This is a genomic window from Stenotrophomonas sp. UBA7606 (genome assembly GCF_002477705.1).
GTDB lineage: Bacteria > Pseudomonadota > Gammaproteobacteria > Xanthomonadales > Xanthomonadaceae > Stenotrophomonas.
In genome coordinates, this window is the sequence record NZ_DLJW01000070.1 from 1 (window position 1) to 25,323 (window position 25,323).

The window sequence follows — 25,323 nt, forward strand, 5'->3', positions numbered from 1 at the left end:
GGCTTTTGCTTGCCGCTGGTTCTGCGGCTGAGGCCGCTCCTGTGGGATTGCCTGGAAAGCTGCTGCCGAGCATGGCTCGGCACTACCGCATTGCCCCCTCCCTTGCGCAGCAGGGGAGGGTTGGGGAGGGGGTTGGCTTTGGGGCTTTGCTTGCTGCTGGCTTTGCGGCTTATGCCGCTCCTGCGGGATTGTCTGGAAAGCCCCTGCCGAGCATGGCTCGGCACTACCACCTACCGCCGGCGTGCCTGCGGGCTTGCTGCCGTGTCTACCTCCACCACTACCGACATGCCCGGGCGCAGGCGCGCGGCCAGTGGCTGGTCGGGGTCGATGGCGATGCGAATCGGCAGGCGCTGCACCACCTTGGTGAAGTTGCCGCTGGCGTTGTCCGGCTTGAGCACCGAGAACTCCGAGCCGGTGGCCGGGGCGATCTGCTCGATGTGGCCGGTCAGCTGCTTGCCCTGGAAGGCATCCACGCTGAAGGTCGCCGGCTGCCCGATGGCCATGTTCCAGGTCTGGCCTTCCTTGTAATTGGCCACCACCCACAAGCTGTCCGGCACCAGGAACAGCAGCTGGCTGCCGGCGGTGACGTATTGCCCAAGCCGCACCGTCGCCTCCGACACCTGGCCGTCACGGGGCGCCTTGATGACCGTATTGTCGAGGTCGATCCGGGCCAGTTCCAAGGCCGCTTCGGCCATCGCCACCTTGGCTTCCAGCCCCTTGCGCGCCACCTGGGTGGAAGTCAGCGTTTCCTCGGCGATATGGATGGCGGCCTGCGACTGCGCAACACCGGCGGTTGCCGCCTGTGCGGATGAACGCAGCTTGTCGCGGTCGCTATTGGAAACCAGTTGCTGGGACGCCAGTGTTTCGTAGCGCTGCAGCTCGGTGCGGCTGCGCTGCTGCTCGGCCTGTTCGGCGGCGTAGTTGGCGCGCGCCGAGCTGATCTGCGCACGGTTCTGCGCCTGGCTCTGGTCGGAGTTGGCCAGCTGCGCGCGCGCATCGTCCAGCGCGGCCTGGGCCTGGTCCACCTTCTGCCGGTAGATGCGGTCGTCGATGCGCAGCAGGGGCTGGTCTTTCTTGACGTGGTCGAAATCGCTGACCAGCACCTCGGTGACATAGCCGTTGACCTGCGGCGCCAGCACCGTCACCTGGCCACGCACATAGGCATCGTCGGTGTGCATATGGGTGCTGTTGAACGGCCACAGCTGCCAGGCGCGCAGGATCAGGGTCAGCCCGACCAGGGCGACGGCAATCATCACCACCACGCTGGCGCGGCTGGGCCGGTTGTACTTGGACACCGGCGCCGAGGCGGATGTTGCTGGGGTTTCGGTCTTGTTGCTCATGTTTCAGCTCGTTGGTTCGGGGCGCCGGCAGGCTGGCGCCGGATCACCTGTTTCACACGGGGATTGCGCAGCGTCACTTCCAGCAGCAGCCAGGTGAGGAAGCAGATCGCCACCCAACCGCTGAGGGCGAATACGTCGTTGAAGGCCCGCACATTGGCCTCGCGCTTGGCACTGGCGGCCAGCGCGGCGTTGGCTTGGGCCTTCAGTTGTACCGGGTCGGTGATGACGCGGGCGTAGGCCTGTTGCTGCAGCTGCAGGCGGCGGGCCACCTGCGGGTCGGCGGGGTTGAGCTGGCTGACCAGCGCGGTGGAATAGATGTGCTCGCGGTGCAGCTGGTAGCTGCTGAGGAAGGCCGAGCCGGCCAGGCTGCCAAAGCTCTGGGTCAGCGACAGGATCACGATGAAGGACACGATATGGTCCAGCCCGCGTGCCATCGCCTGGCGTATGCCCATCAGCATCAGCGGGCCCATGAACATGCCGCTGCCCACCGCCGCGAAGAACTGGCTCAAGGCGAAATCCAGCGGCCGGTCCATGCTGGTGCGGTGCTGGTCGAGGAAGGCGGCGGTGCCGAGCAGGATGATCGAGGTCAGCAGCTGCGGGATCAGCGCCTTCGGCCCGAAGGTCAGCGCACCGGCGGCAATGCCGACCAGCACGCCGACCAGGATCACGCCGAACAGGGGCGCCATCTGCTCCGGCCCCATGCCCAGCGTGCGCATCATGGTGATCATCCCGTAGGACTGCTCATTGGTCAGGAAGCGGATCAGGAAGGCGCCAATGATGAAACGCAGCATCACCGGGCCCATCAACCAGCGCACCTGCAGCAGCGGGTTGCGGCGCTGGTGCTCGATGCACAGGCCGGTGGTGATCAGCACCACGGCCGCAGCCAGCACCCAGCCCAGCCATGGCGAATCGAACCACCAGTGCAGATAGCCCTGGCTCAGCACCACCACCAGCAGCGCCAGGCCCGGTGCCAGCAGGGCAAAGGTAAGGAAATCCTTGCGCTCGAACACCTTGATCTGGATGCCGGGTGGCAGCTTCAGTACCACCACCGCCGCAAACGAACACAGCGCCAGGCCGGCCTCGAACAGGTAGAGGTTCTGCCACTCACCATGGTCGAGCAGGCCGGGCGACAGCAGCCAGGCCAGTGGCACCGCCAGCTGCGACAGGCCAACGCCGATCACCAGCAGGTTGCCCACGTATTTGCGCGGTAGCGCCTGCAGCATGTACAGCGTGCCCAGGGTGGTGCAGGCGGCACCGGCAAAGCCACTGCCGGCGCGCACCAGCAGCGTGGTGGTGGTGGTGCCGACAAACAGATGCAGCACGGCCAACGCCGCATAGGTGCCCAGGCCGATCTCGGCGAACAGGCGGATGCCGTATTCCTGGCGGAACTTGAACACCAGCAGGTTGGCGCTGACGTTGACCATCAGGTAGGCCGCCACCAGCCAGTTCGCCTCGCTGGCCTGCAGGCCCATCTGCCCGGTGATCCATGGCAGGTTGGCGCTGATCAGCGCATTGCCCAGGCCGCCGGTGATGGCGACCAGCACCGCCACCGCGGCGTAGGCCGCACGCCGATGCGGCGGGTGCCAGGGCATCGAGGCTGAGCCGGGCAGGGAGGGCTTTTCGTGTTCCTCCCAGTCCGGGATGGGCTTGAGTGGCTTCATGTGCGTTCCGCTGCAGCCGGCGCGGCCAGGCCGGGACGCAGCAATTCAATCGCACGGCGTGCGAGGGTGGCGCGATCTTCGGCGGTGCGCCCGCGCAGTGCGGCGCCCAGCATGCTGGAAATCAGCGAGATATCGGCCAACTGCAGGTCCTGGCGGCACAGCCCGGCATCCTTGGCGCGCTGCAAGGCCGGTGCCGACAGCGCCAGGATGTGCTCGCGGGCGGCCTTGATGGCCGGGTCGTCGCGGTCCACCGCGCGCCAGTAGTCGGCCAGCGCAGGGGAGTGCACGATGCGCCGGGCCATGCCCTTGATCAGCTCGAACAAGGCGTCGTCGCGGTTGCCCAGTTCCTGCAGGTGGATCTCGATCTTCTCCACGGTCCGCTGCAGCAGCGCTTCAACCAGCGCGGTGCGGTCGGGGAAGTTGCGGTACAGGGTGGCGCGGCCAACGCCGGCGCGCTCCACTACCAGGTCAAGCGGGGCGGTGATGCCGTGTTCACCGAACACGGCGTCGGCCGCGTCCAACAGCAAAGCGCGACGCGCGACGGCATCGGAACGTAAAGAAGTCATGCTGCATATGATCCGGACAAAAATGTCCGGTTTCAATGGCGGCGATGAAACGGCTTGTTGCAGCGCTCGTTTCTGTTCAGCCGGTAGCGAGCTGGCGGCGCAGTGGTGCCTCGCGGATCGGCAGGTTGACCAGGGCTGCAGCGGCGGCCAGCGCCATGTCGGCGTACCACATCCAGCTGTAGTCGCCGCCGTACTCCAATGCCACGCCGCCGAGCCAGGCGCCGAAGAACGCGCCGATCTGGTGCGAGAGCAGGGTCAGGCCGAACAGGGTGCCCATATGGCGTGGGCCGAACAGCTTGCCGACCAGGCCGGCGGTGGGCGGCACCGTGGCCAGCCAGGTGAAACCGAGCACTGCAGCGAACACATAGAAGGTCATCGGCGTGGGCGGCGACACCAGATAGACGGCGATCAGCACCGCACGGCTGAGGTACATCCAGAACAGCAGCCATTTCATGCGGAAACGCTCGCCAAGCGCGCCGATGATCAGGCTGCCGGCCACATTGAACAGGCCGATCAGCGCAATCGATACCGAGGCCACGCTTGGTGACAAGCCGCACAGGGCGATTTCGCCGGGCAGGTGGGTGACCAGGAAGGCGATATGCACGCCGCAGGTGAAGAAGCCCAGGTGCAGGCACCAGTAGCTGCGGTCACGCAGGGCGCGCTGCAATTGCGGGCGCAGCGCTTCGCCATCATCCGTGCCGACACTGCGCGGTGCGCGCTTGCGTAGCGGCCAGGCCAGTGGCAATGACAGCAGCACGATTGCCGCCAGTGCATACAGTGCCTTGACCCAGCCGAAGGCGCTGAGCAGCAGTTGCACCAATGGCGCGAACAGGAACTGGCCCAGCGACCCGCCGGCGTTGATGATGCCGGCAGCCATCGAACGCTTCTGCGCGGGGATGCGCCAGGCAGTGGCACCGATCAGCACCGAGAAGCTGCCCGCGCCTGCACCGGCGGCCAGCAGCAGGCCGAAGCTGAGATTCAGCCCCCAGGCACCGGGCAGCAGGGTTGCGGCGAACAGGCCGATGGCCAGCAACAGGCCGCCGCCGACCAGTACCGGGAGCGGCCCGCGTTGGTCGGCCATGGCGCCGAACAGGGGCTGCACCGCACCCCAGACAAACTGGCCGATCGCCAGCGAGAAGCTGATCTGGGCAATGCCAAGGCCGGTGGCGGCGTGGATGGGGTCGATCAGCAGGCCACTGGTCTGGCGCACGCCCATGGTCACCATCAGGATGCTGGAGGCGGCGAGCAACAGCAGCCAGGGCGTGCGCGTCGGGGCTTGCGTGCTCATGCTGGCCGCTCCTGTTCCAGCGCGTGGTTGAGGGCTTCCAGTTGCTGGTTGAGCTTGTTGATGCGGGTGCTGCCGAACAGGGCTTCGACCTCCTGCTGCGCTTGCTGCCAGAGCGGGAAGGCTTTGTGCAGGCGACGCTTGCCCGCGGGAGTGATCTGCAGCTGGCGCTGGCGGGAGTCCTGGCCGGGTGCCGCGCTGAGCAGGCCCGCTTCGAGCAGCGGCTTGAGGTTGCGGGTGAGGGTGGTGCGGTCCATGCCAAGTGCATCGGCGAGCTCGCCCAGCGGGCGTGGCTGGCTGGAGCGGCGCAGGATGGAGTAGGCGTTGAGGCTCAGCCCGGCCGCGGCGAGGTGACGGTCATAGAGCTGGGAAACGCGGCGCGTGGCGCGGCGCAGCTGGAAGCAGGTGCAGGGGCTGGGGGCGTCCATCGGCATTGTCGGCGGGGCGATGGCGGCAGTTTATGTGTATATGCACGTAATTGCGAGTGTGGTGGGTGGTGGCTGGCAGACTTTGACGCTATTGCTATTGCTATTGCTATTGCTATTGCTGTTGCTGTTGCTTTTTGCAGTTGCAGTTGCAGTTGCCCTTGCCCTTGCCCTTGCCCTTGCCCTTGCCCTTGCTCTTGCTCTTGCTCTTGCTCTTGCCTGCTGTGGCACTTTCTTTGCTTTTGCCTTTGCCTTTGCTTTTGCTTTTGGCTTCGGTTTCGGTTTCGGCTTCGGCTTCGGCTTCGGTTTCGGCTTTGGCTTTGGCTTTGGCTTTGGCTGTGGCTGTGGCTTTGATTTCAGCTTTCCCTTCTCCCGCTTGCGGGGGAAGGTGCCCGGAGGGCGGATGGGGGGCGCTTTTGATTCGGCTTTCTTGCGCTTTTAAATGGGCTTCTCAGCAAGTTGGTCAGAGAAAAAAACCACCTCGCGGTGGTTTTCATCTGTGCTCGGGTTGTAGGGGCGGCAGAGGCTGAAGAGCAGAAGCCAAAGAGCAGAAGCTTGCCCTCACCCCTACCCCTCTCCCGCAGGCGGGAGAGGGGACAGCAAAGGCTAAAGCTCAAAGCCGATGCAACAGCTCAAAGCAACAGCTCAAAGCAACAGCTCAAAGCAACAGCTCAAAGCAACAGCTCAAAGCCATTGCGGCCGTCGGCAATCGCTTAGAACCAGGCGCGGATACCAAACGCCACACCGCGACCCGGCAACGGCGAATAATCCCGCAGCAACGAGGTATGCGGCCTTGCCTCACGGTTGGTCAGGTTGCTGCCGTCCAGGAAGACCTCGTAGCTGTTGCTGCCACTGCGGTCCCAGCGATAGGCAAGATGGGCATCGACCAGCGTGTAGGCACTGCTCGGCTCTTCGTTCTGCGCCACGTCCTTCTGGCTGCCATAGCGCACGGCACCCAACGAGGCGCGCCAGCCGCCCAGCGACCAATGCAGGTCGGCACCCACACGGGCCGGGGAGATGCGCGGCAGATAGCCACCATTGGCCAGGTCGACGTTGTAATGGTGCGCGTGGTCGCCATGCGGCACGGCGATGTCGACATTGCGGGTGCCGCTGCCATCCAGTTCGGCCTTCACGTAATCGCCGAACACACGCAGGTCCCAATCACCGGCCACGCCTTCGATCATGTGCCAGGTGGCCTCGGCCTCGGCCCCCTTGAAGGTGGCATCGTTCTGGGTCCAGCTGCGGACCGGCAAACCGCCTTCGACAACGCCGGTGTCGGCCAGGTAGATGAAGTCCTTGAATTTGGTCTGGTAGATCGCCGCCTGTACATCGATGCGCTCGTTATGGGCGTGCAGGCCCAGCTCGACGCGACGACCACGCTCGGTGTCCATGTTGGCGTTGCCGATTTCCAGCGAGCGGGTGGCAATGTGGGCGCCAGCGGCGTACAGCTCTTCGTTGGTCGGCGCACGTTCGGAGGCATCCACGCCAAAGCGCAGATCGAAGGTGTCGTTCAACGCCCAGATGCCGGATGCGGAAAGATTGGTGGCGCCAAAGCTGCGATCGCGCTGGGCATCGTTCGGATCCAGCTTGACCCGGTCATGGCGTGCGCCCAGCTCCAGCTTGAATGGGCCGAACTGCTTTTCCTGCAGCACGAAGGCGCCGATGGTGTCGGTGGTGGTGCCCGGTACGAAAGCCTCCTCACCGTTCGCACCAAAATCGCTGCTGCCGAACTGCAGGCCGAAGGCGCCTTCCCAGCCGGCCAGTGGCTGCTGCACGGCTTCCAGTCGGCCTTCATAGCCTTTGTTGGTGAAGCGGGTGGACGGTGTGCCGGCTTCCAGCTCGGTGTGCTCGTAATCGGTGTAGCCACCGCGCAGGGTCAGGCTCTTCAGGAAGGAGGTCGGGTTGTACAGGCCGCCCTTCAGGTCGAAGCGGTTCTGCACCATGTCGATGCGCACGTCATGCTCTTCACCTTCCTCGGCGTGGTCGTGATCGTGGTCATCATGGTCGTGGCCATGGTCATCGTCGGCATGCACATGGGCGCCGTTGGGGATGCCGTAGTTGCTGCGGTAGGTGCCCAGCGATGCGCCGAGGTAGCCGCTTTCACCGAACCAGGTAGCGCCGAAGCCGCCGGCGCGGGTGCGCACCGAGCTGTTCTCCAGGCGGCCGCGGGGGCCGAGCTCGTCGGTGTCGCCGTCATGGTGGTCATGGCCATCGGCGGCCAAAGCGTGCGGGTCGATGGCATAGCCGGGGATGCGGTAGTCATCGCCATTGCGGACCAGGCCGTCCACATGCAGCACCAGGTTGTCGCCGCTGACCCCGTCCAGGCGGAACATGCCGCTGCGTTCTTCATTGACCGAGTTGCCACGCAGTTCGGCGCGGCCGCTGAGCGGACGGTCCGGGACCTCGCTGGCAATGCGGCCATCCACCACGTTGACCGCGCCGCCAATGGCGCCGCTGCCGAACAGCAGGGTTGCCGGGCCTTTCAGGACTTCGATCTGGTCGGCCAGGAACGGCTCGATGCTGGAGGCGTGGTCGGCGCTGACCGTGGAGGCGTCCATGTTGCCGACGCCATTGGCGACAACCGCCACACGCGGGCCTTCCTGGCCACGGATGATCGGGCGACCCACGCCAGGGCCGAAGAAGGTGCTCTGCACGCCGGGCAACTTGGCCACGGTGTCACCCAGGGTGCCGGACTTGTGTTCGTCCAGGTCGGTGCCGGCCAGGACGTCGACCGGGCGCGCCAGTGATTCGGCCGAACCCTGCAAGGGCGAGGCGGTGACCTTGACCGCACTCAGTTCGGTCAGGTGATGGCTCTGCCCGGCGTCGTCATCGGCGGCGCTGGCAACGGCAGGCAGGGCGGCGGCAAGGGCGAGGAACAGGAGGTGGTGCTGGGTGCGACGGGGGAAAGGCATGGGCGTTCCTTTGTTACTTTGTATCACTTGGGTGGCAGACTGAACCGGTCGTGGCAGAGGGACTGACACAGCGGTTCGGGCGGGGAGGACAATAATGTTATATTATTCCATAACGTTCTGCCGCCCCTGCTGGAAGTCATGCCCACCCCATCTACCGGATTACGCAAATTCCTGGATCGCTTTGGTGCCACCGGCTCGCTGATCTGTGCGGTGCACTGCGCGGTGTTGCCGGCCCTGCTGGCGGTGGCGCCGGCACTGGGCCTGTCGTTCTGGCTCAGTGACGGGGTGGAAGCCAGCATCGTCATCTTCGTTACCGTGCTGGGGCTGTTCAGCCTGATCTGGGGCTATCTGCGCCACCGCGCGCTGAAGGCGCTGCTGTTGCTGGTGCCGGGCCTGGTGTTGCTGTGGGCTGGCCTGCTGCATCCCGAGCTGCACCATTCGCGCGTCCCGCATGCGGTGGTGATGACCTTGGGCGGTGTGCTGGTGGGGTTGGCGCATGTGGTCAACCTGCGCTTGAACCACGTGCATGTGCATGACGCCAGCTGCGCACATTGAGGGGCGCATGGTAGGCTTTCTGTCCATGCGCGAGGGTGCTTGTTGTGGCCCCGCCAAACCCGTGCTCGCACGGGGTAACTGATTACAAACCAAGGAGTTGACGACATGGGTAAGGGTGACCGTAAGACCGCCAAGGGCAAGCGCTACAACGCCAGCTATGGCAATTCGCGCTCGCACGTGAGCAAGGTGGCCGTGGGCGCTGCCGCGCCGGTCGCCAAGAAGACTGTCGCCAAGGCCCCGGCCAAGAAGGCCGTTGCCAAGAAGACCGTCGCCAAGGCCGGCTGATCCAGCCCGGCAGTGGTTACAGAAAAGCGGCGCATTGCGCCGCTTTTTTTTGCCTGCGATCTGCGCTGGCTGTGTGCTCCCGGGTGCGCTGCGCTTACCCGGGCTACCCGCGGGTTACCTCACTTCGAGGGGCGCAGGGCCTGGTCCAGGGCGTGCGGGTTGCCGTCGTTGGGCTGGGCCGGGATGCCGATCAGGCGGGTCAGCAAAGGGTAGACGTCGACGTTGTCGAAGGCGGTCAGTTGCTTGCCCTGGGCAAAGGCCGGGCCGCGGGCGACAAACACCGCCTGCATCGACGGCAATGCCGGGTCATAACCGTGCGAGCCACGGTCGCCCGCCGGCCGCTTGGCAATGCTGTCGCGCGGCAGTGCATCCCAGCCTTCCTGCATCTGGCAGACGATGGCCGGCACCCGCGGGTTGCTGCCGTAATGCCAGCGCGTGGGCAGCTGCGCCTTGTTCCAGCATTGGTAGTGGGCGTGCTCGCCCAGCAATGCGTTCTCTGCCTCGGTCTGTTTGCCGGGCAGCGGGGCGAAGCCCACCGACTGGCCCACCGAAATCACCTTGGCAACCGCCGGCGACACCATGTCCTCGACCGCCACCGCGTTGCCGGACTTCACGGTAGCCATGCCGTGATCGGACACGACAATCACATTGGTATGGTCGAGCAGGCCGTCGCGGCGCATGCCGTCGACCAGTTGACCGATGGCCGCATCCACCTGCCGCACGGCGGCGGTGTACTCGGGCGAATCCGGCCCATGCGCATGGCCGGCCTTGTCCACCTGCTCCATATAGGTGGCGACAAAGCGCGGGGTGATCGCGTCCGGTTCGCCGTGCAGCCAGGCCAGTACCTGGTTCATGCGCTCGGCCAGCGGCACGCTTTCGTCGTACATGCGCCATTGGTTGGCGTGCAGGCCGCGCACCGGTGCTTCGCTGCCCGGCCACGACCAGGTGGCGCTCTTCAGCCCGGCCTTGCGCACGCTGACCCAGATCGGCTCGGCGCCATCCCACCAGGCCGCGTTCTGCACGGCGGCGCGGTCGCTGACCTTGAAGTCACCCAGTGCATCTGCGCTCATCGCGTTGTGCACCAGCCCGTGGTGGTCAGGGCGCAGGCCGGTGACCAGGGTGTAGTGGTTGGGGAAGGTGAGTGCCGGGTAGGATGGGCGCATGCCGACGCTGCGCACCCCCTCGCGCGCCAGCCGCATCAGGTTGGGGCTGTCGGCCTGGCTGAGCTTGTCCGCGCGCAGGCCGTCGATGGAAATCATCAGGACGGTGGGCGGTACGTTTGCTGTGGCGGTGGAGGAAGGAGTGCTGGCGCAGGCGGCAAGCAGTGCACAGGCCAGTGCCGTGGCCGAAATACGTAGAAAAGTCATGGCGCCATTCTAGGCCGCGCCGGTGACCGTACAAATACAACCTTCGGCAGGTTGTCAGTGCTTTATCCAGCGCGTAGTCCCGTAGCCCGGGTAAGCCCCGCGCACCCGGGAGCAAGCGCGCTCAGGCAAACAGGTCCGCCAGCCGCTCGCCTTCACTGGGAACACCTTCCAGCTTCAGCAGCGCGGCCTTGGTCGGCAGCCCGCCGCCGAAGCCGGTCAGCGCGCCGTTGTTGCCGATCACCCGATGGCAGGGCAGCACGATCGGCAGCGGGTTGCGGCCATTGGCAGCGCCTACCGCACGGGTGGCGGTGGGGCGGCCAATGCGCTCGGCCAGCTGGCGGTAACTCCAGGTCGCGCCGAACGGAATCTGTGCCAGCGTGTGCCAGACCTGCAACTGGAACGCGGTGCCCACCGGGGCCAGGGTCAGCGTGAAGTGCTGGCGCTCGCCGCGCAGGTATTCCAGCAGTTGCCGGCGGGGTTCGGCGACGGCGTCGGGGTCGTGTTGCCAATGCTCGCGGCCCTTGGCGTCATGGCGGTTCTCGGCAAACAGGATGTGGCGCACGCCGACCTGGTCGACGGCGACAGTCAGTGCGCCGATCGGGCTGTCGAAGCGGTCGTAGTAGAGAGTGTTCATGCCGTGGCCTCCGTAGCGGGCTTGGGGTTCTTTCGTTCCGTGGGCACTGCCAGATGCCACAGGTGCAATACCGCGTAGGCGCGCCAAGGGCGCCACGGTTGCGAGCGACGTTCGGTTTCGCGTTCGCTCAGGCGCTGGCCTTCGCCCAATACCTGCTGCAACACCAGGTCGCCGGCGGGGAAGGCGTCGGGCAGACCCATCGCCCGCAGCGCCATGTAATGCGCTGTCCACGGCCCGATGCCAGGCAGGGCAGTGGCTTTCTGCACGAAGCTTTCCAGGGTCTGTGCGCGGCTGAAATCCAGGCGCTGTTCGGCACAGGCGCGGGCGATGGCGCGCAGGGTGGCGGCGCGGGTCCGCGGCAGGCCGATGCTTTCCAAGGGAGCAGCGACCAGCGTTGCCGGGGCGGGAAACTGGCGATCCAGGCCTTCCGGCATGCCAGGCAGGTGTTCACCAAACCGGTCCACCAGGCGCCGCGCCAGGGTGGTGGCAGCAGCAACGCTGACCTGCTGTCCCAGCACGGCGCGCGCTGCGACCTCGAAACCGTCCCAACCGCCGGGGATGCGCAGCCCTGGGCGTTCGGCGATGCCCCGTGCGAGCAGGGGCTCCTGGCCCAGCGTCGCATGGACGGTGCGCAGATCGGCATCCAGATCGAACACGCGCCGTACCTTGGCAACGATGGCGGGGATGGCCCGTGGATCGGTGGTGCCGAGCTGCAGGCGCAGTTCCGGGCGCTTCGGATCGGCACTGACCCGGATCAGGCTGGCCACGCCATTGGCGACGACCACGCGCTGGTAGCTGCTTTCGTCGATGTATTCGATGCCGGGCAAGGAACGGCGGCGCAGGAAAGCCAGCATCAGTGGGAAGTCCAACGGCGGCCGGTAGGCCAGGCGCAGCACCGGTTCGCCGCCGGCTACCGTGCCATGCTGCTTGCGCAGGGCGCTGGGCGGCATGCCGCAACCGTCGAGGAAGGCGCTGTTGAAGCGGCGCAGGCTGTTGAAGCCGGCGGCCAATGCGACCTGGGTCACCGGCAGCGCGGTTTCGGTCAGCAACTGCTTGGCCAGCAGCAGGCGGCGGGTGGTGTGCAGTTGCGCCGGGGTCGCACCGAGCCTGGCCACGAACAGGCGCTGCAACTGGCGCGCGCTGATGCCCATCACCTCGGCCAGGGCAGTGGCCGGCTGCTCCTGCAGGATGCCTTCGTTGAGCAGGGCCAATGCCTGGTGCAGGGTCTGATCGTGCAGCAGATTGGCGTCATCGGGTGACAACTCCGGGCGGCAGCGCAGGCAGGGCCGGTAACCGGCGGCGCTGGCGGCAGCGGCGCTGGGGTAGTAACTGACGTTCTCCGGCTTCGGCGGCGGTGCAGGGCACACCGGTCGGCAATAGATGCCGGTGCTGCGCACGGCGGTGAAGAACAGGCCGTCAAAGCGGGCATCGCGCGCCAGCCGGGCTTGTTCACATTGGCTCTGCGGTGGCATCAGGAGGTTCTGCATGGCGCCCAGTCTAGGGCGGTGCAGGGATGGGTACTGGCCATTTCCGGACAGCAATGCGGATAACCAATGGTTGGTTCAGGAAAGATTGCGATGCCATTGGCCTGGCGCACTAGACTGTGCATCTTTCCGGCGCGGCTGCGCCGTTGCACGGACCTGATCGTTCTCCATGTTGCCCAAGTTCTGGTGGTCGCCGTTGTTGTGTATCGGGCTGCTTGCCTGTAATCCGGACAAGCCGGCCGGCAAGCCGGCCGTCGATCCGGCCGTGGCCCTTGCCGCCGATGGCGACCACATGGTCTCGATCAATGTGATCGATGCGCCAGCGCCACCTGCGCCGGTGGTACCGGCCAAGGACAAGCGGTGGCCGGAGCTGATGCTGGAGAACGGCAAGGCCTGGGTCAGCTGCGCCACCGACTATGCCGGTGAGAACGGCGATGGCGAGGAACTGACCGCCCTGGACCGGGAGAGCCTGGACGCTGCGCTGCAACCCTGCCAGGAGCGCGGCCTGCTGCGGGTGCGCTATGTCGGCAAGATCAATCCATCGTTCGCGGCGTTGGTGTCGCGCCTGGCGGTGGTGGCGGACGCGCAGAAGATCGGCAAGCGCATCCTTGACCTGGACTCCAGCGGTGGCCAGGTGGAAGCGGCCATCGTCGCCGGCGACAACATTGGCGAGTCGGGCTGGACCATCTGGGTGCGCGAGGGCTCCATCTGCCACAGCGCCTGCGTCTTCGTGCTGGCGGCAGGGGACAACCGCTTGATCTCCGGCAAGGTCGGCATCCACCGGATGATGCGCATCAGCTCCACGGCCACCTCGCGCGCGGAGTTGAACAAGGAACTGCACGAGGTCTACGACAACGTGAAGGACTACCTGCAGCGCAACGGCGTGGCCGTGGGCGTAGCCGACCTGATGATGACCGTGCCCAATCGCAGCCTGCGCGTGCTGACCAGCGACGAGCTGAAACAGTACGGCCTGGACGGCACCAATGCGGTGCAGGACGACCTGGAGCGGATCAAGCAGATGCGCAAGTGCGGCGATGATTTCGTGCGCCGCAAGGACGCCTTCCTCATTGCGTTTGATCGTGACTGCAAGGTGGAGGGGGCCGACCTTGAGGCGGTCACCGCCTGTGGCCAGGCGTTGAAGGAGCAGTTCGGCTTCCCTGATGAAACCTGCCCCGACGAGAGCCCGCTGTCCGAGATCGACACCGCCATGCTGGTGCCCGAACCCCCGGTTGTACCTGTGAATTCTGCCGCCGTGGCACCGGCTGCGGCGGCGACAGTGCCGCTGAATACGCATCCGGCAAAAAACTGAACCGCCAATTGCTGCATTTCGGATGAAACCATGTTTGGATGGAAGTTCATCAACTGAAAGCGTCACGGAGTGAGCCATGCGATCCAGTTGTCTGTTGTTGATGTTGTCCCTTGCGCTGCCCGCCGGCGTGGTAACGGCACAGAGCGCGCCGCAGCCCGCAGCCGCGCAGACGCCGGCAGCTGCACCCGCGCAGGCACCGGCAGCTGCACCCGCGCAGGCACCGGCAGGGACATCGGCGGCGCGGCCGGCGGGTGGACTGACCCCGGCACAGCAGGCGCAGGTGGCGCGTCAGGACGCGGAAATGACGGCCGCAGCGCAACGCGTGGCGCAGTTGGTGGATGGCAACCAGGCCGCAGTGGTGTGGGACGGGGCGTCGGCGGTAGCACGCAAGGCGGTCACCCGTGACCAGTTCGCTGGCAACATCAATGCAGATCGCGCCAAGTTGGGCGCGCTGGTATCGCGTGGCAAGCCGTCCATCACCCGGGTGCAGTACCCGGCTGGCGCGGCCGTGCCGGAGGGTATCTATCTCAACGTCAGCTTCCCCACGCGCTTTGCCAACAATGCCCAGCCGGTGCGCGAGCTGGTGTCTTTCCGCCTGGACGAGGACAAGGTGTGGCGCGCCTCCGGTTACAGCCTGCGCGCGGCGACGGCGAATTGAGCCGGTAAAACCCGTGTTCCCTGGACAGGCGCCGCAAGGCGCCTGTTCTTTTTGTGCCGGGCCTGATCAGGATCAATGAAACCTTACCCGTGGCCCTCTACGCTGCCCGGCAACTGGCACGATGGAGTGGGCATGCACAAGGTCGATGTAGTGGTGGTGGGCGCCGGCCCGGCAGGGCTGAGTTTTGCGCGCAGCCTGGCCGATACCGGCCTGTCGCTGGCACTGGTGGAGCAGCAGCCGCAGACCGCTTTGGCCGATCCGGGTTTTGATGGGCGTGAGATTGCCCTGACCCACGCCTCGCGCCAGATCATGCAGGGCATCGGACTGTGGCAGCGGCTGCCGCCAGCGGAAATCTCATCGCTGCGCAGTGCGCGGGTGATGAACGGCAGTTCGCCGTTCGCACTGGGCTTTGCCGCCGAGCGTGAAAATGTGGCCGAGCTGGGCTGGCTGGTGCCCAACCACCTGATCCGGCGGGCTGCCTGGGAGGCGGTGCAGAGGCAGGCCAACCTGGAGTTGCTGGACGGCAGCAGTGTCACAGCGATCGAGCCGGGTGCGGCGGCCAGCGTGGTGACCCTGGCCGATGGCCGTCGCCTGCAGGCACGGCTGGTGGTGGCGGCCGACAGCCGCTTCTCGGCGACCCGGCGGATGATGGGCATCGGCGCGCAGATGCGGGATTTCGGCAAGTCGATGCTGGTCTGCCGCATGCAGTGTGAGCGGCCGCACAACCACGAGGCCTGGGAGTGGTTCGGTTACGGGCGAACACTGGCCATGTTGCCGCTAGCCGGTGGCCAGGCGTCGGCGGTGATTACCCTGCCGCCCCAGCAGGCACAGGCGTTGGCAGGCCTGGATGAGGTGGCATTTGGGCACAGGGTCACGGCCATGTTCGAGGCCAGGCTGGGGCAGATGCAGCCGGCGAGCAGCCGTCACGTCTATCCGCTGGTGGGGGTATATGCGCGCCGTTTCGTCGGCAGCCGTTACGCCCTCGTTGGCGATGCGGCGGTCGGCATGCATCCGGTTACCGCGCATGGCTTCAACTTTGGCCTGCAGAGCCAGCAGCGCCTGGCCGGGCTGTTGCGCACGGCGGCGGGCAAGGGCGGGGATATCGGCGCCGATGCCTTGCTGGCCAGTTACCAGCGCGGGCATCGGCTGGCGACCCGGCCGCTGTACGAGGCCACCAACGCCATCGCAACCCTCTACAACGACGAACGTCGACCGGTGCGCCTGTTGCGCGATGCGGCGCTGCGCATCGCCCAAGGGGTTGCTCCGTTCAGGAAGGTGATAGCAGGTCATCTGACCCAAGCCTCGGCCTAGCGCTGCGTTGGGCTGGAGGGTAAGGCGGCCGGAATGCCGGGCGTGGCCCGGCAAGCGCTGCCTCAGGCAGCCGAACTGTCGGCCAGTACGCGGATGCGCACGTCGCCCAGTTCCACCTGCTGGCCGCCGCGGATCTTGCAGGCCTTGCGCAGTTCCACCGCGCCGTCGACCGTGACATGGCCTTCGCCGATGATCATCTTGGCCTCGCCGCCGCTGGAGACCAGGTCGGTCAGCTTCAGCAACTGCTTCAGTTCCACGTACTCGCGGTCCAACTCGAAATCGATGGTTTGCATGGTGATTGCCGGTAAAAACGGGCACTATTGTGCGCCAAACGGTGGCAGCACGGGAGCGTGAAGCCCTCGCGCTTGGCCGTTGCCGTGTTCGTTAGCTGAACGGAAAACGTGACCCCCGCGACAGCAGGGGGCTTTAGAGCGCACAATATCCGTCTTTTCGCCCGCCCGTTCGCGGCGGTGCCCCCGGAGTTACCCATGTCCCAAGATACCCCCGCGCCGCTGCTGTTCGCAGATCTCGGCCTGTCCGAGCCTGTGATGAAGGCAGTGGCCGATGTCGGTTACGAGACCCCGTCGCCGATCCAGGCTGCCACCATCCCGGCCATGCTGGAAGGCCGCGACGTGCTCGGCCAGGCGCAGACCGGCACCGGCAAGACCGGCGCCTTCGCGCTGCCGGTGCTGTCCAATATCGATCTTTCCGCCACCAAGCCGCAGGTGCTGGTGTTGGCCCCGACCCGCGAGCTGGCCATCCAGGTCGCCGAGGCGTTCCAGACCTATTCGGCCTCGATGCCGGGCTTCCGCGTGCTGCCGGTATACGGCGGCCAGCCCTATGGCCAGCAGCTGTCGGCGCTGCGCCGTGGCGTGCACGTCGTGGTCGGCACCCCGGGCCGCGTGATCGATCACCTTGATCGCGGCACCCTGGACCTGTCCGAGCTGAAGACGCTGGTGCTGGACGAAGCCGATGAAATGCTGCGCATGGGCTTCATCGACGACGTCGAAGCCGTGCTCAAGAAGTTGCCGGAAAGCCGCCAGGTCGCGCTGTTCTCGGCCACCATGCCGCAGCAGATCCGCCGCATCGCGCAGACCTACCTGCGCGATCCGGTGGAAGTGACCATCGCTTCCAAGACCACCACCTCGGCCAATATCCGCCAGCGCTACTGGTGGGTGGCGGGCATGCACAAGCTGGACGCGCTGACCCGCATCCTGGAGGTGGAAACCTTCGATGCGATGATCATCTTCGCGCGCACCAAGGCCGGCACCGAGGAACTGGCAGGCAAGCTGCAGGCGCGTGGCCTGGCCGCGGCCGCCATCAATGGCGACATGCAGCAGGCCCAGCGCGAGCGCACCATCGGCCAACTGAAGGAAGGCAAGCTCGACATCCTGGTGGCCACCGACGTGGCGGCCCGTGGCCTGGACGTGGAGCGCATCAGCCACGTACTGAACTACGACATCCCGTACGACACCGAAAGCTATGTGCACCGCATTGGCCGTACCGGCCGTGCCGGCCGCAGCGGTGAGGCGATCCTGTTCGTCACCCCGCGCGAGAAGGGCATGCTGCGCCAGATCGAGCGCGCTACCCGCCAGCCGATCGAGGAAATGCAGTTGCCGACCGTGGATGCGGTCAACGACCACCGCGTGAGCAAGTTCATGGACCGCATCAGCCAGACCCTGGCTGGCGGCGACATGGATTTCTACCGCGACCTGCTGCAGCGCTACGAAGGCGAGCACAACGTGCCGGCAATCGACATCGCCGCCGCGCTGGCCAAGCTGCTGCAGGGCGACACCCCGTTCCTGCTGACCCCGCCGGTGCGCGAGCGCCGCGAGGTGCCGGCAGGCCGCAACGAGCGTCCAGCCCGTGACGGTGGCTTCCACCGCCGTGACGAGCGTGGCGAGCGCCCGGCCCGGTTCGAGCCGCGCTTCGAGCGTGCCCCGCGTCATGACGATGGCGAGCGCGGCCCGCGCCCGCCGCGTGCGGAAGGCGAGTTCGAATCGCGTCCGCGTCGCGAAATGCCGCCACGCAGCGCGCCGGAGTTCGGCATGGAGACCTACCGCATCGAAGTGGGCCATACCCACGGCGTGAAGCCGGCCAACATCGTCGGTGCCATCGCCAACGAGGCGGGGCTGGAGAGCCGCTACATCGGTCGCATCGACATCCACGATGGCCACTCCGTGCTGGACCTGCCCGCCGACATGCCCAGTGACGTGCTGCAGCACCTGAAGAAGGTGTGGGTGTCCGGCCAGCAGTTGCAGATGCGCAAGGTCGAGCCGGGCGAAGACGTGGGTGCCTCGGCGGCCCCGGCCTTCAAGCCGCGCTTCCACAAGGGCCCCAAGCCGGCGGTGCGCCCCGGCGGCCCGCGTCGCGAAGGCTTCAAGCCCCGCGGCCCGCGCAACGGTTGATCCACCGTTTGCAGCCTGAAAGCCCCGGCACTGCCGGGGCTTTTTTTGTCTGCTTGTGCGGCCGACTGGACAAGACCGGCCAACAATCTGAATCCGCGATGTACTTCATGTGTTGCAAGCCTGCGGTTGTTGCGATAATCACCGCAATAGCGTTGGGGACGCGAAGGGCTGATCACGGTGGACGAGGGGGGCGCGGTGCGATGGCGGGCTGGGGCATGTGCAGCGGCGGTAAGCCTGCTGATTGCCTTGCTCTTGCTGTTGCCCGCCATTGCCTCCGCCGCCGCGCCGCGTGCCAACCAGGATTTCCTGCTGGTGGGCGCACCCACCGACCAGCAGGCACCGGTGCGCGAATGCACGCCGGAAATCCGGCGCCATCTGCAGGAAGAGCTGCATGTTGCAGCGCCACCGGGGGGGTGGTCCGGGGCGCCACAGGCGGTGGATGTGTTCAATGTGTTCGCCGGCGAGGTGATGATCACCCACGGTGACCGCACCGTCTGCGGGCACATGCAGGACGCGCGCACCCGCGACTCCCGTTTCCGCGCCGGTGTCGGCATGGTGGTGGTACCCCGCAAGGGCGACACCGCTCCCATCCGCGTGGCCTGGGAAGCACCGCTGAAAGCGCAGTGGATCCCCACCGTTCGCCTGGGCGCCCCCAGCCCTGTGCAACAGATCGATACGGCACGGTTGCTGGTACGCACCGCCTGCATCGCCATTGCCCTGGCGTTGGCGCTGTCGGCGTTGATGGGTTTCATCACCACCCGCAGCCGCGATTTCCTGGTCTACGTGCTGGTGTGTGCACTGCTGGTGGTCTGGCAGGCGGTGCTCAGTGGCTTGAGTGGCTATCCCGAGCCGTGGCTGCCGGTGGGCCGCGCCGCGCCGGTGTGGCTGGTGGCGGTCACCGCGCTGAGCTACGCGGTGATGACCTGGGTGTTGTGGCGCATGTGTGGCGGCCGTCGCCTGCTGCGCGGGTCGCGGCGCTGGATGGGCGCATTGGTGGCGGTATTCGCATTGGTGGCGTTGGCTACCCCGGTGATGCCGCGCGCACTGCTGGCGTGGGTATCCGGGGCGCTGGACGACGCCTTCGCACTGCTTTGCCTTGGTGCACTGCTGCTGTGCATCGCGTCCATGCGGCGCGGTGTATACAAGACCCTGGACGGGATGGTGGCGGTGGCGCCGCTGTTGCTGATGACCCTGGCTGACCTGTTCGGCAACCGCTGGCTGCTGGAGTTCCGGGTTGAAGCCGTGCAGCTTTCGGCGACCTGGTTCCTGATGATGGCGGCCTATTCGCTCAATCGCAGCCTGGGCAACCTGCGCCAGCAGCGCGACGAGATGCGCCAGCTGGCCGATACGGACACCTTGACCGGCCTGCCCAACCGCCGCGCAGGGCTGCGCCAGCTGGAAACCTACATTGCACAGGCCCGTGCTGGCGGCCAGCCGTTGGCAATCGGTTTCCTGGATGTGGACCTGTTCAAGCAGATCAATGACCGCTACGGCCATGACGTGGGCGACGATGTGCTGGTGTCGGTGGCCAACACCCTGCTGAGTGGTGTGCGCAGCCGCCACGACGTCATCCGCATGGGCGGCGAGGAGTTCCTGATCCTGTTGCCGGGCAATAGTGCCGCTGCCGCCTTGCCGCGACTGGAGCACATGCGCGAGAAGGTCACCAGCCAGGCATCGGCGTTGCGCCACGAAGGCCTGACGGTCACCGCCAGCATCGGCCTGGCCGAGCTGCAGCTGCTGGATACCGACGTGGCGGCATTGCTGCGGCGTGCCGACAACGCCATGTACCGGGCCAAACGCCGTGGCCGCAACCAGGTGGTGAACGCCGACGATGAGCGCGAAGCGGCCTGAACACCGGCGGCGCTGTCACCCGGGTGGGCGATGGCGGATAATTCGCCGATGACAAACCGAATCAACAAGCACATTGCCGAAACCGGCTTCTGTTCGCGCCGCGAGGCCGACCGCCTGCTCGCCGCCCGTCGCGTGACCATCAACGGCGTTGTTGCCGGCACCGGTGCGGTGGTGGGCGAGGGCGACGAGGTCAAGGTCGACGGCCAGCCGCTGCGTGCCCGTGCGGTGCAGAAGAGCACCGGTCGCCGCCATGTCTACATCGCGCTGAACAAGCCGGTAGGCGTCACCTGCACCACCGAAAGCGCGGTGAAGGGCAATATCGTCGACTTCGTCGGCCATGAGCAGCGCATCTTCCCGATCGGGCGCCTGGACAAGGAGTCCGAAGGGCTGATCCTGATGACCAGCAATGGCGATATCGTCAACCAGATCCTGCGCGCCGAGAACGGCCACCAGAAGGAGTACCTGGTGGCGGTCAACAAGCCGGTGACCGATGAGTTCCTGCGCGGCATGGCCCGTGGCGTGCGCATCCACAACCAGATGACGCTGCCGTGCCGGGCCACCCGCATTGCCAAGTTCGGCTTCCGCATCATCCTGGAGCAGGGCCTGAACCGGCAGATCCGCCTGATGGCCGCAGAGTTCGGTTACCGCGTCACCCAGCTGCGCCGGGTGCGCATCGACAACATCAAGATCGGCGCGCTCAAGCCCGGCCAATGGCGCAACCTCAGCGAACAGGAGTTGCGTGGCCTGCTGCCGCAACAGCAGCAATGGTGAAGTGTGAACTGCTCACCGCGTGCTGCGCGCGCTGCGGCTAGACTCGGCTGCGTCCTCCATCCCGCCTGAACCGGAACCGCGATGATCAAACCTCCGATTCCTGCCCATGAAGCCGAGCGTCTTGCCGCCTTGCAGCGGTATCGCATCCTCGATACCGCGCGCGACCAGGAGTTCGATGACCTGGTGACCATCGCCCGCACCATCTGCAACACGCCGATGGGTGCGGTGACGCTGATCGACCGAGACCGCCAATGGTTCAAGTCGCTGCAGGGCCTGGAGGGGGAGCAGACGCCGCGTGATGACGCTTTCTGTGCGCACACCATCCTTGCCCCGCAGGAACTGACGGTGGTGCAGGATGCGCGCGACGACGCCCGCTTCAGTGGCAACCCCTCGGTGGTGGGCGACCCGCATATCCGCTTCTATGCCGGTGCGCCGCTGCTCAGCAGTGATGGCTATGCGCTGGGCTCGCTGTGCGTGTTCGACTCGGTGCCGGCGCAATTGGCCGCGCCGCAGGCCAATGCCCTGCGCGCGCTGTCGCGGCAGGTCAGCCGGATGATGGAGATGCGCCTGCTGCGCATGCAGATCGACCACCACCAGGACGAGCATGACTGGTACGAGGCGCGGCTGGCGGAGTATTACCAGCAGCTGGAACAGGCCAACCTGGAGTTGTCCGAGCAGACCCGTACCGATCCGCTGACCGGGCTGTCCAACCGTCGCGCGCTGACCGCCGCGCTGGCTGATGCCATTGAACGTGCCGGCGAGGTACCGCCGGCCGTGGCCATCGTCGACATCGATCACTTCAAGATGGTCAACGACATCCACGGCCATGCCGAAGGCGACGTGGTGCTGACCGAACTGGCAGCGGTGCTCAAGTCGCAGTTCGCCGGGCGCGGCATGGCGGCCCGCTATGGTGGCGAGGAGTTCGTGATCCTGATGCCGAATACGCCGCTGCAGCAGGCCGAGCTGCAATGCGAATACCTGCGCGAGTCGGTGAGCCTGTTGCCGATCGGCTTGCCGATCTCGGTCAGCATCGGCCTGGCCGTGCACCGTGATGGGGAAAGCTCGGGCGACACCCTGCGCCGCGCCGATGCCGCGCTCTACCAGGCCAAGGCCGAAGGCCGCGACCGGGTGGTGGTGGCAGGCTGAGCCTGCGTCTCGACGCCTGCGACCGGGCGCGCGCATGCTGGGCCTGCTCCTGACGTTGCGAGAACCCCATGCTGCAGACCCTGGCCGTCGCCAACTACCGTTCCCTGCATGAGCTGGCCGTGCCGCTGGCGCGGCTGAACCTGGTCACCGGCGACAACGGCAGTGGCAAATCCAATCTCTACCGCGCGCTGCGCTTGTTGGCGCAGACCGCGCGTGGTGGCGTGGCCACCGCGCTGGCCGGCGAGGGCGGGCTGGAGTCGGCGCTGTGGGCCGGCCCGGAGCGGATAAGCCGGGCCATGCGCGAGGGCGAGATGCCGGTGCAGGGCACGGCGCGCAGTACGCCGGTGTCGTTGCGGCTGGGGTTTGCCGCCGAGGACTTCGGCTATGCAATCGACCTGGGCCTGCCGGTGCCGGGCAACTCGATGTTTGATCGCGACCCGCAGATCAAGAACGAAAGCATCTGGGCCGGGCCCTTCCTGCGCAGCAGCAACCTGCTGGTCGAGCGGCGCGGCAGCGTGGTACGGCGAAGGGCAGGCCGCAGCTGGGAGGTGGTGGAAGAGCACCTGTCCGGCTTCGACAGCCTTTTCAGCCAGTTGGCCGATCCGCAGCGCATGCCGGAAGTGCTGGCCCTGCGCGAGTACATCCGCCGCTGGCGCTTCCACGACCATTTTCGTTCCGATGCCGCTGCCCCGGCGCGACAGCCGTGCATGGCGATACGTACGCCGGTGCTGGCCGATGACGGCCATGACCTGGCGGCGGCCTGGCAGACCATCATCGAGATCGGCGATGGGCAGGGCCTGCAGCGCTCGCTGGAGGATGCGTTCCCGGGGGCGCAGGTGCGGATCGAGGGCTGGGAGGGGCGCTTGTCGCTGAAGTTCGAGCAGCCCGGTCTGTTGCGCCCGCTGGCGGCCAGTGAGTTGTCCGATGGCACCTTGCGCTACCTGTTGCTGATCGCCGCGCTGCACACGCCACGACCGCCCCCGTTGCTGGTGCTCAACGAGCCGGAAACCAGCCTGCATCCGGACCTGCTGCCGGCGCTGGCGCGCTTGATCATCAACGCAGCGGCGCGCAGCCAGCTGTGGGTGGTGTCGCATGCCTCGCGGCTGATCGCCGCGCTGCAGGAGGACCCCGCCTGCAATGCGCTGCGCCTGCACAAGGAATTCAGCCAGACCCGGCTGTGGGGCGTTGGCAATCTGGAAGGGCCGGCCTGGTACTGGCCGCAGCGTTGATCAGGCGACCGGGCCAGCGGCGGCTTGTGGTCGCAGGCGGTTGAGCAGTGGGTGCAGGAAGACGCCGCCGAGGATGATCGCCACACCCAGGTAGAACTGCGGCGTCAGTTCGTGCTGCTCACCCAGGAACAGCATCGCCAGCAGGATCGCGTAGACCGGCTCCAGGTTGGTGACCAGCTGCACCGTATACGCGCTGAGGTGCTTGAGCGCGACCAGCGCCAGGGCAAACGGCAGCAGCGTGCACAGCCCGGACAGGGCCAGCAGCAACAGGCCGTCGTGCAGGTTGGGCAGCACCCACAGGTCGCTGGCCAAGGCTGGCAGCAGCAGCGGCATGGCCGGTGCCAGCAGGGTCAGGGTCAGGGTGCCGGCGCCCAGCTCCAGCGCGGTCACCGTCAACGGATCAGCGTGGCCGACCATGCGCTTGTTGAACGAGCCGAAGATGGCCACCAGCAGCGCGGAAACCGCACCCACCGCCACACCCAGGCGCATGCCATCGGGCACGCCACCAACCACCAGCGCCACGCCGGGCAGCACGATCACGCCCAGCGCCAGTTCGCGCAGCTGGAACGGACGCCGCGCAATCCACGGTTCGATGATGGCGGTGAACACCGGCGCCAGTGCGATGCAGGTGGCAGCCACCGAAGCGTTGGCCAGCTTCACCGCGCCATAGAAGGTGAGCCAATGCAGCGCGACCAGCGCGCCGATGCCGGCATAGCCCAGCACCAGCCGCGGGTTCAAGCCGGACAGGCCGCGCCATACCCGCGGCAGCAGTGCCAGCATCGCCACCACCAGCAACATCCGCCACCACACCAGCGGCAGTGCCGGCAGGGTGATCAGCTTGCCGAGGATGGCAGTGATGCCCCACAGCAGGACGCAGAAATGGATCTGCAGGAGGGCTTTGCGGGTGTCGTTGGTAGGCATCGGCGTATTGTCGCCGATGCAGGTGACAAGCGCCGCGTCGCCGCCTTCAGTTTTTATCGACCAGCTGCTGCAGCTCGCGCGCGGCAGCCGGGTTGCGATGCTTGGCCGCGCTGATGAAGTAGAGGAAAACCTCACGCGGCGCGGCGGCGGGCAGGGGCGCGGCCAGATGCGGCAGATCCGGGTTGTCTTCGCCCTTGCGCCAGCGTTGGATGCGCGCGGCCCACTGCTGCAGTTCGGTAGCCGGATAACCGGTGGCGTGCTGGTCGCGGCTGCCCATCAGCCGCGCATAGACAAAGTCGCCGGACAGGTCGGCGGCGTTCGGGTAGTCACTGGCATCGGTATAGACCAGGGCGATACCTTGCTGGCGGATCAATGCGACCAGTTCCGCATCGAAACACGCGGGGTCGCGCACCTCCACGGCATGCCGCTGGCGGCGACCGTTGACCTGCGCTGGCAGCAGTTGCAGGAAGGCCGCCAGATCGTCGCGGTCCAGGCGTCGCCCGGCTTCGAACTGCCACACCAGTGGGCCGAGGCGATCACCCAGGTGGCTGATGCCACCGATGAAGTCCTCGATCTGCCCGCCGGTGACGGCCAGCTTGCGCGCGGTGACAATCCGCTTCGGCGCCTTGGCCGAAAACACGAAACCCTCCGGCGTGGCATCGCGCCAACCGGTGTAGATGTGCGGCTTCTGCGCGCCGTAATACGTGCCGTTGATTTCAATGCTGGTCAGCTGCTGGCTGGCGTATTCCAGCTCACGGCGCTGCACCAGCCCGACCGGATAGAAGGTGCCGCCGCGCCACGGCACATAGGTCCAGCCACCGATGCCGATGTGGACGCCGGGTGTGTGCGGCGCGTTCGCAAACAGATCGTTCAACGCAAAGTCCCGATGGGGTAGGAACGGCGTAAGCCGCGAAGCTGACAATGTACCCGCACAAGGTAGTGCCGAGCCATGCTCGGCAAGGGGCTTTGCCAGCCAAGCCATCGGCCCTGATGCGCTGCGTGTAACGCCCCTGCCGAGCATGGCTCGGCACTACGCCCCCTCCCTTGCGCAGCAGGGGAGGGTTGGGGAGGGGTTGGCTTTGGGCCTTTTGCTTGTTGCTGGCTTCGCGGCTTACGCGGCTCCTGCGGGATTGCTTGGAAAGCCCTTGCCGAGCATGGCTCGGCACTACGCTCCCTCCCTTGCGCAGCAGGGGAGGGTTGGGGAG

23 protein-coding genes are annotated in these 25,323 nt (G+C 66.5%); 11 read left to right on the top strand and 12 right to left on the bottom strand.

The features are described from left to right. Nucleotides 1–230 precede the first annotated feature (230 nt). The 5 genes from B2527_RS09375 to B2527_RS09395 form a co-directional block, all read right to left on the bottom strand. Nucleotides 231–1,340 (bottom strand): HlyD family secretion protein, encoded by a 1,110-nt coding sequence (locus B2527_RS09375; protein ID WP_293708709.1) that lies wholly within the window; start codon nucleotides 1,338–1,340, stop codon nucleotides 231–233. After that, on the bottom strand, nucleotides 1,337–3,001 hold the full coding sequence (locus tag B2527_RS09380) for an MFS transporter (protein WP_293708711.1): 1,665 nt from the start codon (nucleotides 2,999–3,001) through the stop codon (nucleotides 1,337–1,339). Before B2527_RS09380 ends, B2527_RS09375 begins: the two co-directional genes overlap by 4 nt. Continuing rightward, entirely contained in the window at nucleotides 2,998–3,567 is a 570-nt protein-coding gene (locus B2527_RS09385) for a TetR/AcrR family transcriptional regulator (protein WP_293708713.1), read from the bottom strand. Before B2527_RS09385 ends, B2527_RS09380 begins: the two co-directional genes overlap by 4 nt. A gap of 76 nt (nucleotides 3,568–3,643) precedes the next feature. Further along, nucleotides 3,644–4,855: an MFS transporter gene (locus B2527_RS09390; RefSeq protein ID WP_293708715.1), complete on the bottom strand. Its 1,212-nt coding sequence runs from the start codon at nucleotides 4,853–4,855 to the stop codon at nucleotides 3,644–3,646. Further along, the gene (locus B2527_RS09395) at nucleotides 4,852–5,280 is read right to left on the bottom strand and encodes a MarR family winged helix-turn-helix transcriptional regulator (RefSeq protein ID WP_293708716.1); all 429 of its coding nucleotides are present in this window, start codon (nucleotides 5,278–5,280) and stop codon (nucleotides 4,852–4,854) included. Before B2527_RS09395 ends, B2527_RS09390 begins: the two co-directional genes overlap by 4 nt. Before the next feature lie 19 nt (nucleotides 5,281–5,299). Between B2527_RS09395 and B2527_RS09400 the strand changes: the two genes are divergently transcribed. Beyond that, the gene (locus B2527_RS09400; RefSeq protein WP_293708718.1) at nucleotides 5,300–5,719 is read left to right on the top strand and encodes a hypothetical protein; all 420 of its coding nucleotides are present in this window, start codon (nucleotides 5,300–5,302) and stop codon (nucleotides 5,717–5,719) included. Between the two features lie 271 nt (nucleotides 5,720–5,990). Here B2527_RS09400 and B2527_RS09405 read toward each other — a convergent pair whose 3' ends face one another. Next, nucleotides 5,991–8,189: a TonB-dependent receptor gene (locus B2527_RS09405; protein WP_293708720.1), complete on the bottom strand. Its 2,199-nt coding sequence runs from the start codon at nucleotides 8,187–8,189 to the stop codon at nucleotides 5,991–5,993. Nucleotides 8,190–8,327: 138 nt separating this feature from the next. Here B2527_RS09405 and B2527_RS09410 point away from each other — a divergent pair, with 138 nt between their 5' ends. Both B2527_RS09410 and B2527_RS09415 read left to right on the top strand, forming a co-directional pair. Continuing rightward, nucleotides 8,328–8,744 (top strand): MerC domain-containing protein, encoded by a 417-nt coding sequence (locus B2527_RS09410; protein ID WP_293708721.1) that lies wholly within the window; start codon nucleotides 8,328–8,330, stop codon nucleotides 8,742–8,744. Nucleotides 8,745–8,849: 105 nt separating this feature from the next. Beyond that, complete coding sequence (locus B2527_RS09415; RefSeq protein ID WP_293708723.1) at nucleotides 8,850–9,029, top strand: 30S ribosomal protein THX; 180 nt, start codon at nucleotides 8,850–8,852, stop codon at nucleotides 9,027–9,029. A gap of 119 nt (nucleotides 9,030–9,148) precedes the next feature. Here B2527_RS09415 and B2527_RS09420 read toward each other — a convergent pair whose 3' ends face one another. The 3 genes from B2527_RS09420 to B2527_RS09430 form a co-directional block, all read right to left on the bottom strand. After that, nucleotides 9,149–10,396: an ectonucleotide pyrophosphatase/phosphodiesterase gene (locus B2527_RS09420; RefSeq protein ID WP_293708725.1), complete on the bottom strand. Its 1,248-nt coding sequence runs from the start codon at nucleotides 10,394–10,396 to the stop codon at nucleotides 9,149–9,151. A gap of 121 nt (nucleotides 10,397–10,517) precedes the next feature. Next, complete coding sequence (locus B2527_RS09425) at nucleotides 10,518–11,030, bottom strand: methylated-DNA--[protein]-cysteine S-methyltransferase (RefSeq protein ID WP_293708727.1); 513 nt, start codon at nucleotides 11,028–11,030, stop codon at nucleotides 10,518–10,520. Beyond that, nucleotides 11,027–12,517 carry a DNA-3-methyladenine glycosylase 2 family protein gene (locus B2527_RS09430; protein WP_293708729.1) on the bottom strand — a complete coding sequence of 497 codons (1,491 nt, stop codon included), beginning with the start codon at nucleotides 12,515–12,517 and terminating at the stop codon, nucleotides 11,027–11,029. The genes B2527_RS09425 and B2527_RS09430 overlap by 4 nt, the downstream gene beginning before the upstream one ends. A 166-nt stretch (nucleotides 12,518–12,683) precedes the next feature. Here B2527_RS09430 and B2527_RS09435 point away from each other — a divergent pair, with 166 nt between their 5' ends. The 3 genes from B2527_RS09435 (at nucleotide 12,684) to ubiM (ending at nucleotide 15,792) form a co-directional block, all read left to right on the top strand. Further along, on the top strand, nucleotides 12,684–13,823 hold the full coding sequence (locus B2527_RS09435; protein WP_293708731.1) for a hypothetical protein: 1,140 nt from the start codon (nucleotides 12,684–12,686) through the stop codon (nucleotides 13,821–13,823). 76 nt (nucleotides 13,824–13,899) lie between these two features. Then, the gene (locus B2527_RS09440; RefSeq protein WP_293708733.1) at nucleotides 13,900–14,481 is read left to right on the top strand and encodes a DUF4019 domain-containing protein; all 582 of its coding nucleotides are present in this window, start codon (nucleotides 13,900–13,902) and stop codon (nucleotides 14,479–14,481) included. Between the two features lie 132 nt (nucleotides 14,482–14,613). Next, the gene (ubiM, locus tag B2527_RS09445) at nucleotides 14,614–15,792 is read left to right on the top strand and encodes a 5-demethoxyubiquinol-8 5-hydroxylase UbiM (RefSeq protein ID WP_293708735.1); all 1,179 of its coding nucleotides are present in this window, start codon (nucleotides 14,614–14,616) and stop codon (nucleotides 15,790–15,792) included. Between the two features lie 62 nt (nucleotides 15,793–15,854). On the opposite strand, the gene B2527_RS09450 is transcribed toward ubiM, so the two are convergent. Next, on the bottom strand, nucleotides 15,855–16,085 hold the full coding sequence (locus B2527_RS09450) for an RNA-binding S4 domain-containing protein (protein ID WP_293708737.1): 231 nt from the start codon (nucleotides 16,083–16,085) through the stop codon (nucleotides 15,855–15,857). Between the two features lie 195 nt (nucleotides 16,086–16,280). Here B2527_RS09450 and B2527_RS09455 point away from each other — a divergent pair, with 195 nt between their 5' ends. From B2527_RS09455 to B2527_RS09475, 5 genes are all read left to right on the top strand, one after another. Further along, nucleotides 16,281–18,200, top strand: coding sequence for a DEAD/DEAH box helicase (locus B2527_RS09455; protein ID WP_293708739.1), 1,920 nt, complete (start codon nucleotides 16,281–16,283; stop codon nucleotides 18,198–18,200). Nucleotides 18,201–18,446: 246 nt separating this feature from the next. Next, nucleotides 18,447–20,051, top strand: a complete 1,605-nt coding sequence (locus B2527_RS09460) for a GGDEF domain-containing protein (protein WP_293708741.1) — start codon at nucleotides 18,447–18,449, stop codon at nucleotides 20,049–20,051. 48 nt (nucleotides 20,052–20,099) lie between these two features. Further along, nucleotides 20,100–20,822 carry a pseudouridine synthase gene (locus B2527_RS09465; RefSeq protein WP_293708743.1) on the top strand — a complete coding sequence of 241 codons (723 nt, stop codon included), beginning with the start codon at nucleotides 20,100–20,102 and terminating at the stop codon, nucleotides 20,820–20,822. An 81-nt stretch (nucleotides 20,823–20,903) separates the two neighbouring features. Continuing rightward, complete coding sequence (locus B2527_RS09470; RefSeq protein WP_293708745.1) at nucleotides 20,904–21,968, top strand: GGDEF domain-containing protein; 1,065 nt, start codon at nucleotides 20,904–20,906, stop codon at nucleotides 21,966–21,968. A 68-nt stretch (nucleotides 21,969–22,036) separates the two neighbouring features. Then, a complete protein-coding gene (locus tag B2527_RS09475) occupies nucleotides 22,037–23,197 on the top strand; it encodes an AAA family ATPase (RefSeq protein WP_293708746.1) in 1,161 nt (386 codons plus the stop codon). On the opposite strand, the gene B2527_RS09480 is transcribed toward B2527_RS09475, so the two are convergent. Together B2527_RS09480 and B2527_RS09485 are read right to left on the bottom strand one after the other, a co-directional pair. Then, a complete protein-coding gene (locus tag B2527_RS09480; protein WP_293708748.1) occupies nucleotides 23,198–24,118 on the bottom strand; it encodes a DMT family transporter in 921 nt (306 codons plus the stop codon). A 46-nt stretch (nucleotides 24,119–24,164) separates the two neighbouring features. Further along, complete coding sequence (locus B2527_RS09485) at nucleotides 24,165–24,992, bottom strand: DUF72 domain-containing protein (protein ID WP_293708750.1); 828 nt, start codon at nucleotides 24,990–24,992, stop codon at nucleotides 24,165–24,167. Nucleotides 24,993–25,323: the final 331 nt, after the last annotated feature.

Bases quoted from the DNA above. Each gene is read 5' to 3' on its own strand.
- B2527_RS09415 (WP_293708723.1), top strand. From the start codon at position 8,850: ATGGGTAAGGGTGACCGTAAGACCGCCAAGGGCAAGCGCTACAACGCC.
- B2527_RS09385 (WP_293708713.1), bottom strand. From the start codon at position 3,567: ATGACTTCTTTACGTTCCGATGCCGTCGCGCGTCGCGCTTTGCTGTTG.
- B2527_RS09420 (WP_293708725.1), bottom strand. From the start codon at position 10,396: ATGACTTTTCTACGTATTTCGGCCACGGCACTGGCCTGTGCACTGCTT.
- B2527_RS09455 (WP_293708739.1), top strand. From the start codon at position 16,281: ATGTCCCAAGATACCCCCGCGCCGCTGCTGTTCGCAGATCTCGGCCTG.
- B2527_RS09425 (WP_293708727.1), bottom strand. From the start codon at position 11,030: ATGAACACTCTCTACTACGACCGCTTCGACAGCCCGATCGGCGCACTG.
- B2527_RS09410 (WP_293708721.1), top strand. From the start codon at position 8,328: ATGCCCACCCCATCTACCGGATTACGCAAATTCCTGGATCGCTTTGGT.
- B2527_RS09450 (WP_293708737.1), bottom strand. From the start codon at position 16,085: ATGCAAACCATCGATTTCGAGTTGGACCGCGAGTACGTGGAACTGAAG.
- B2527_RS09470 (WP_293708745.1), top strand. From the start codon at position 20,904: ATGATCAAACCTCCGATTCCTGCCCATGAAGCCGAGCGTCTTGCCGCC.
- B2527_RS09465 (WP_293708743.1), top strand. From the start codon at position 20,100: ATGACAAACCGAATCAACAAGCACATTGCCGAAACCGGCTTCTGTTCG.
- B2527_RS09390 (WP_293708715.1), bottom strand. From the start codon at position 4,855: ATGAGCACGCAAGCCCCGACGCGCACGCCCTGGCTGCTGTTGCTCGCC.
- B2527_RS09380 (WP_293708711.1), bottom strand. From the start codon at position 3,001: ATGAAGCCACTCAAGCCCATCCCGGACTGGGAGGAACACGAAAAGCCC.
- B2527_RS09480 (WP_293708748.1), bottom strand. From the start codon at position 24,118: ATGCCTACCAACGACACCCGCAAAGCCCTCCTGCAGATCCATTTCTGC.
- B2527_RS09475 (WP_293708746.1), top strand. From the start codon at position 22,037: ATGCTGCAGACCCTGGCCGTCGCCAACTACCGTTCCCTGCATGAGCTG.
- B2527_RS09375 (WP_293708709.1), bottom strand. From the start codon at position 1,340: ATGAGCAACAAGACCGAAACCCCAGCAACATCCGCCTCGGCGCCGGTG.
- B2527_RS09435 (WP_293708731.1), top strand. From the start codon at position 12,684: ATGTTGCCCAAGTTCTGGTGGTCGCCGTTGTTGTGTATCGGGCTGCTT.
- B2527_RS09405 (WP_293708720.1), bottom strand. From the start codon at position 8,189: ATGCCTTTCCCCCGTCGCACCCAGCACCACCTCCTGTTCCTCGCCCTT.
- B2527_RS09430 (WP_293708729.1), bottom strand. From the start codon at position 12,517: ATGCAGAACCTCCTGATGCCACCGCAGAGCCAATGTGAACAAGCCCGG.
- ubiM (WP_293708735.1), top strand. From the start codon at position 14,614: ATGCACAAGGTCGATGTAGTGGTGGTGGGCGCCGGCCCGGCAGGGCTG.
- B2527_RS09440 (WP_293708733.1), top strand. From the start codon at position 13,900: ATGCGATCCAGTTGTCTGTTGTTGATGTTGTCCCTTGCGCTGCCCGCC.
- B2527_RS09395 (WP_293708716.1), bottom strand. From the start codon at position 5,280: ATGGACGCCCCCAGCCCCTGCACCTGCTTCCAGCTGCGCCGCGCCACG.
- B2527_RS09400 (WP_293708718.1), top strand. From the start codon at position 5,300: ATGGCGGCAGTTTATGTGTATATGCACGTAATTGCGAGTGTGGTGGGT.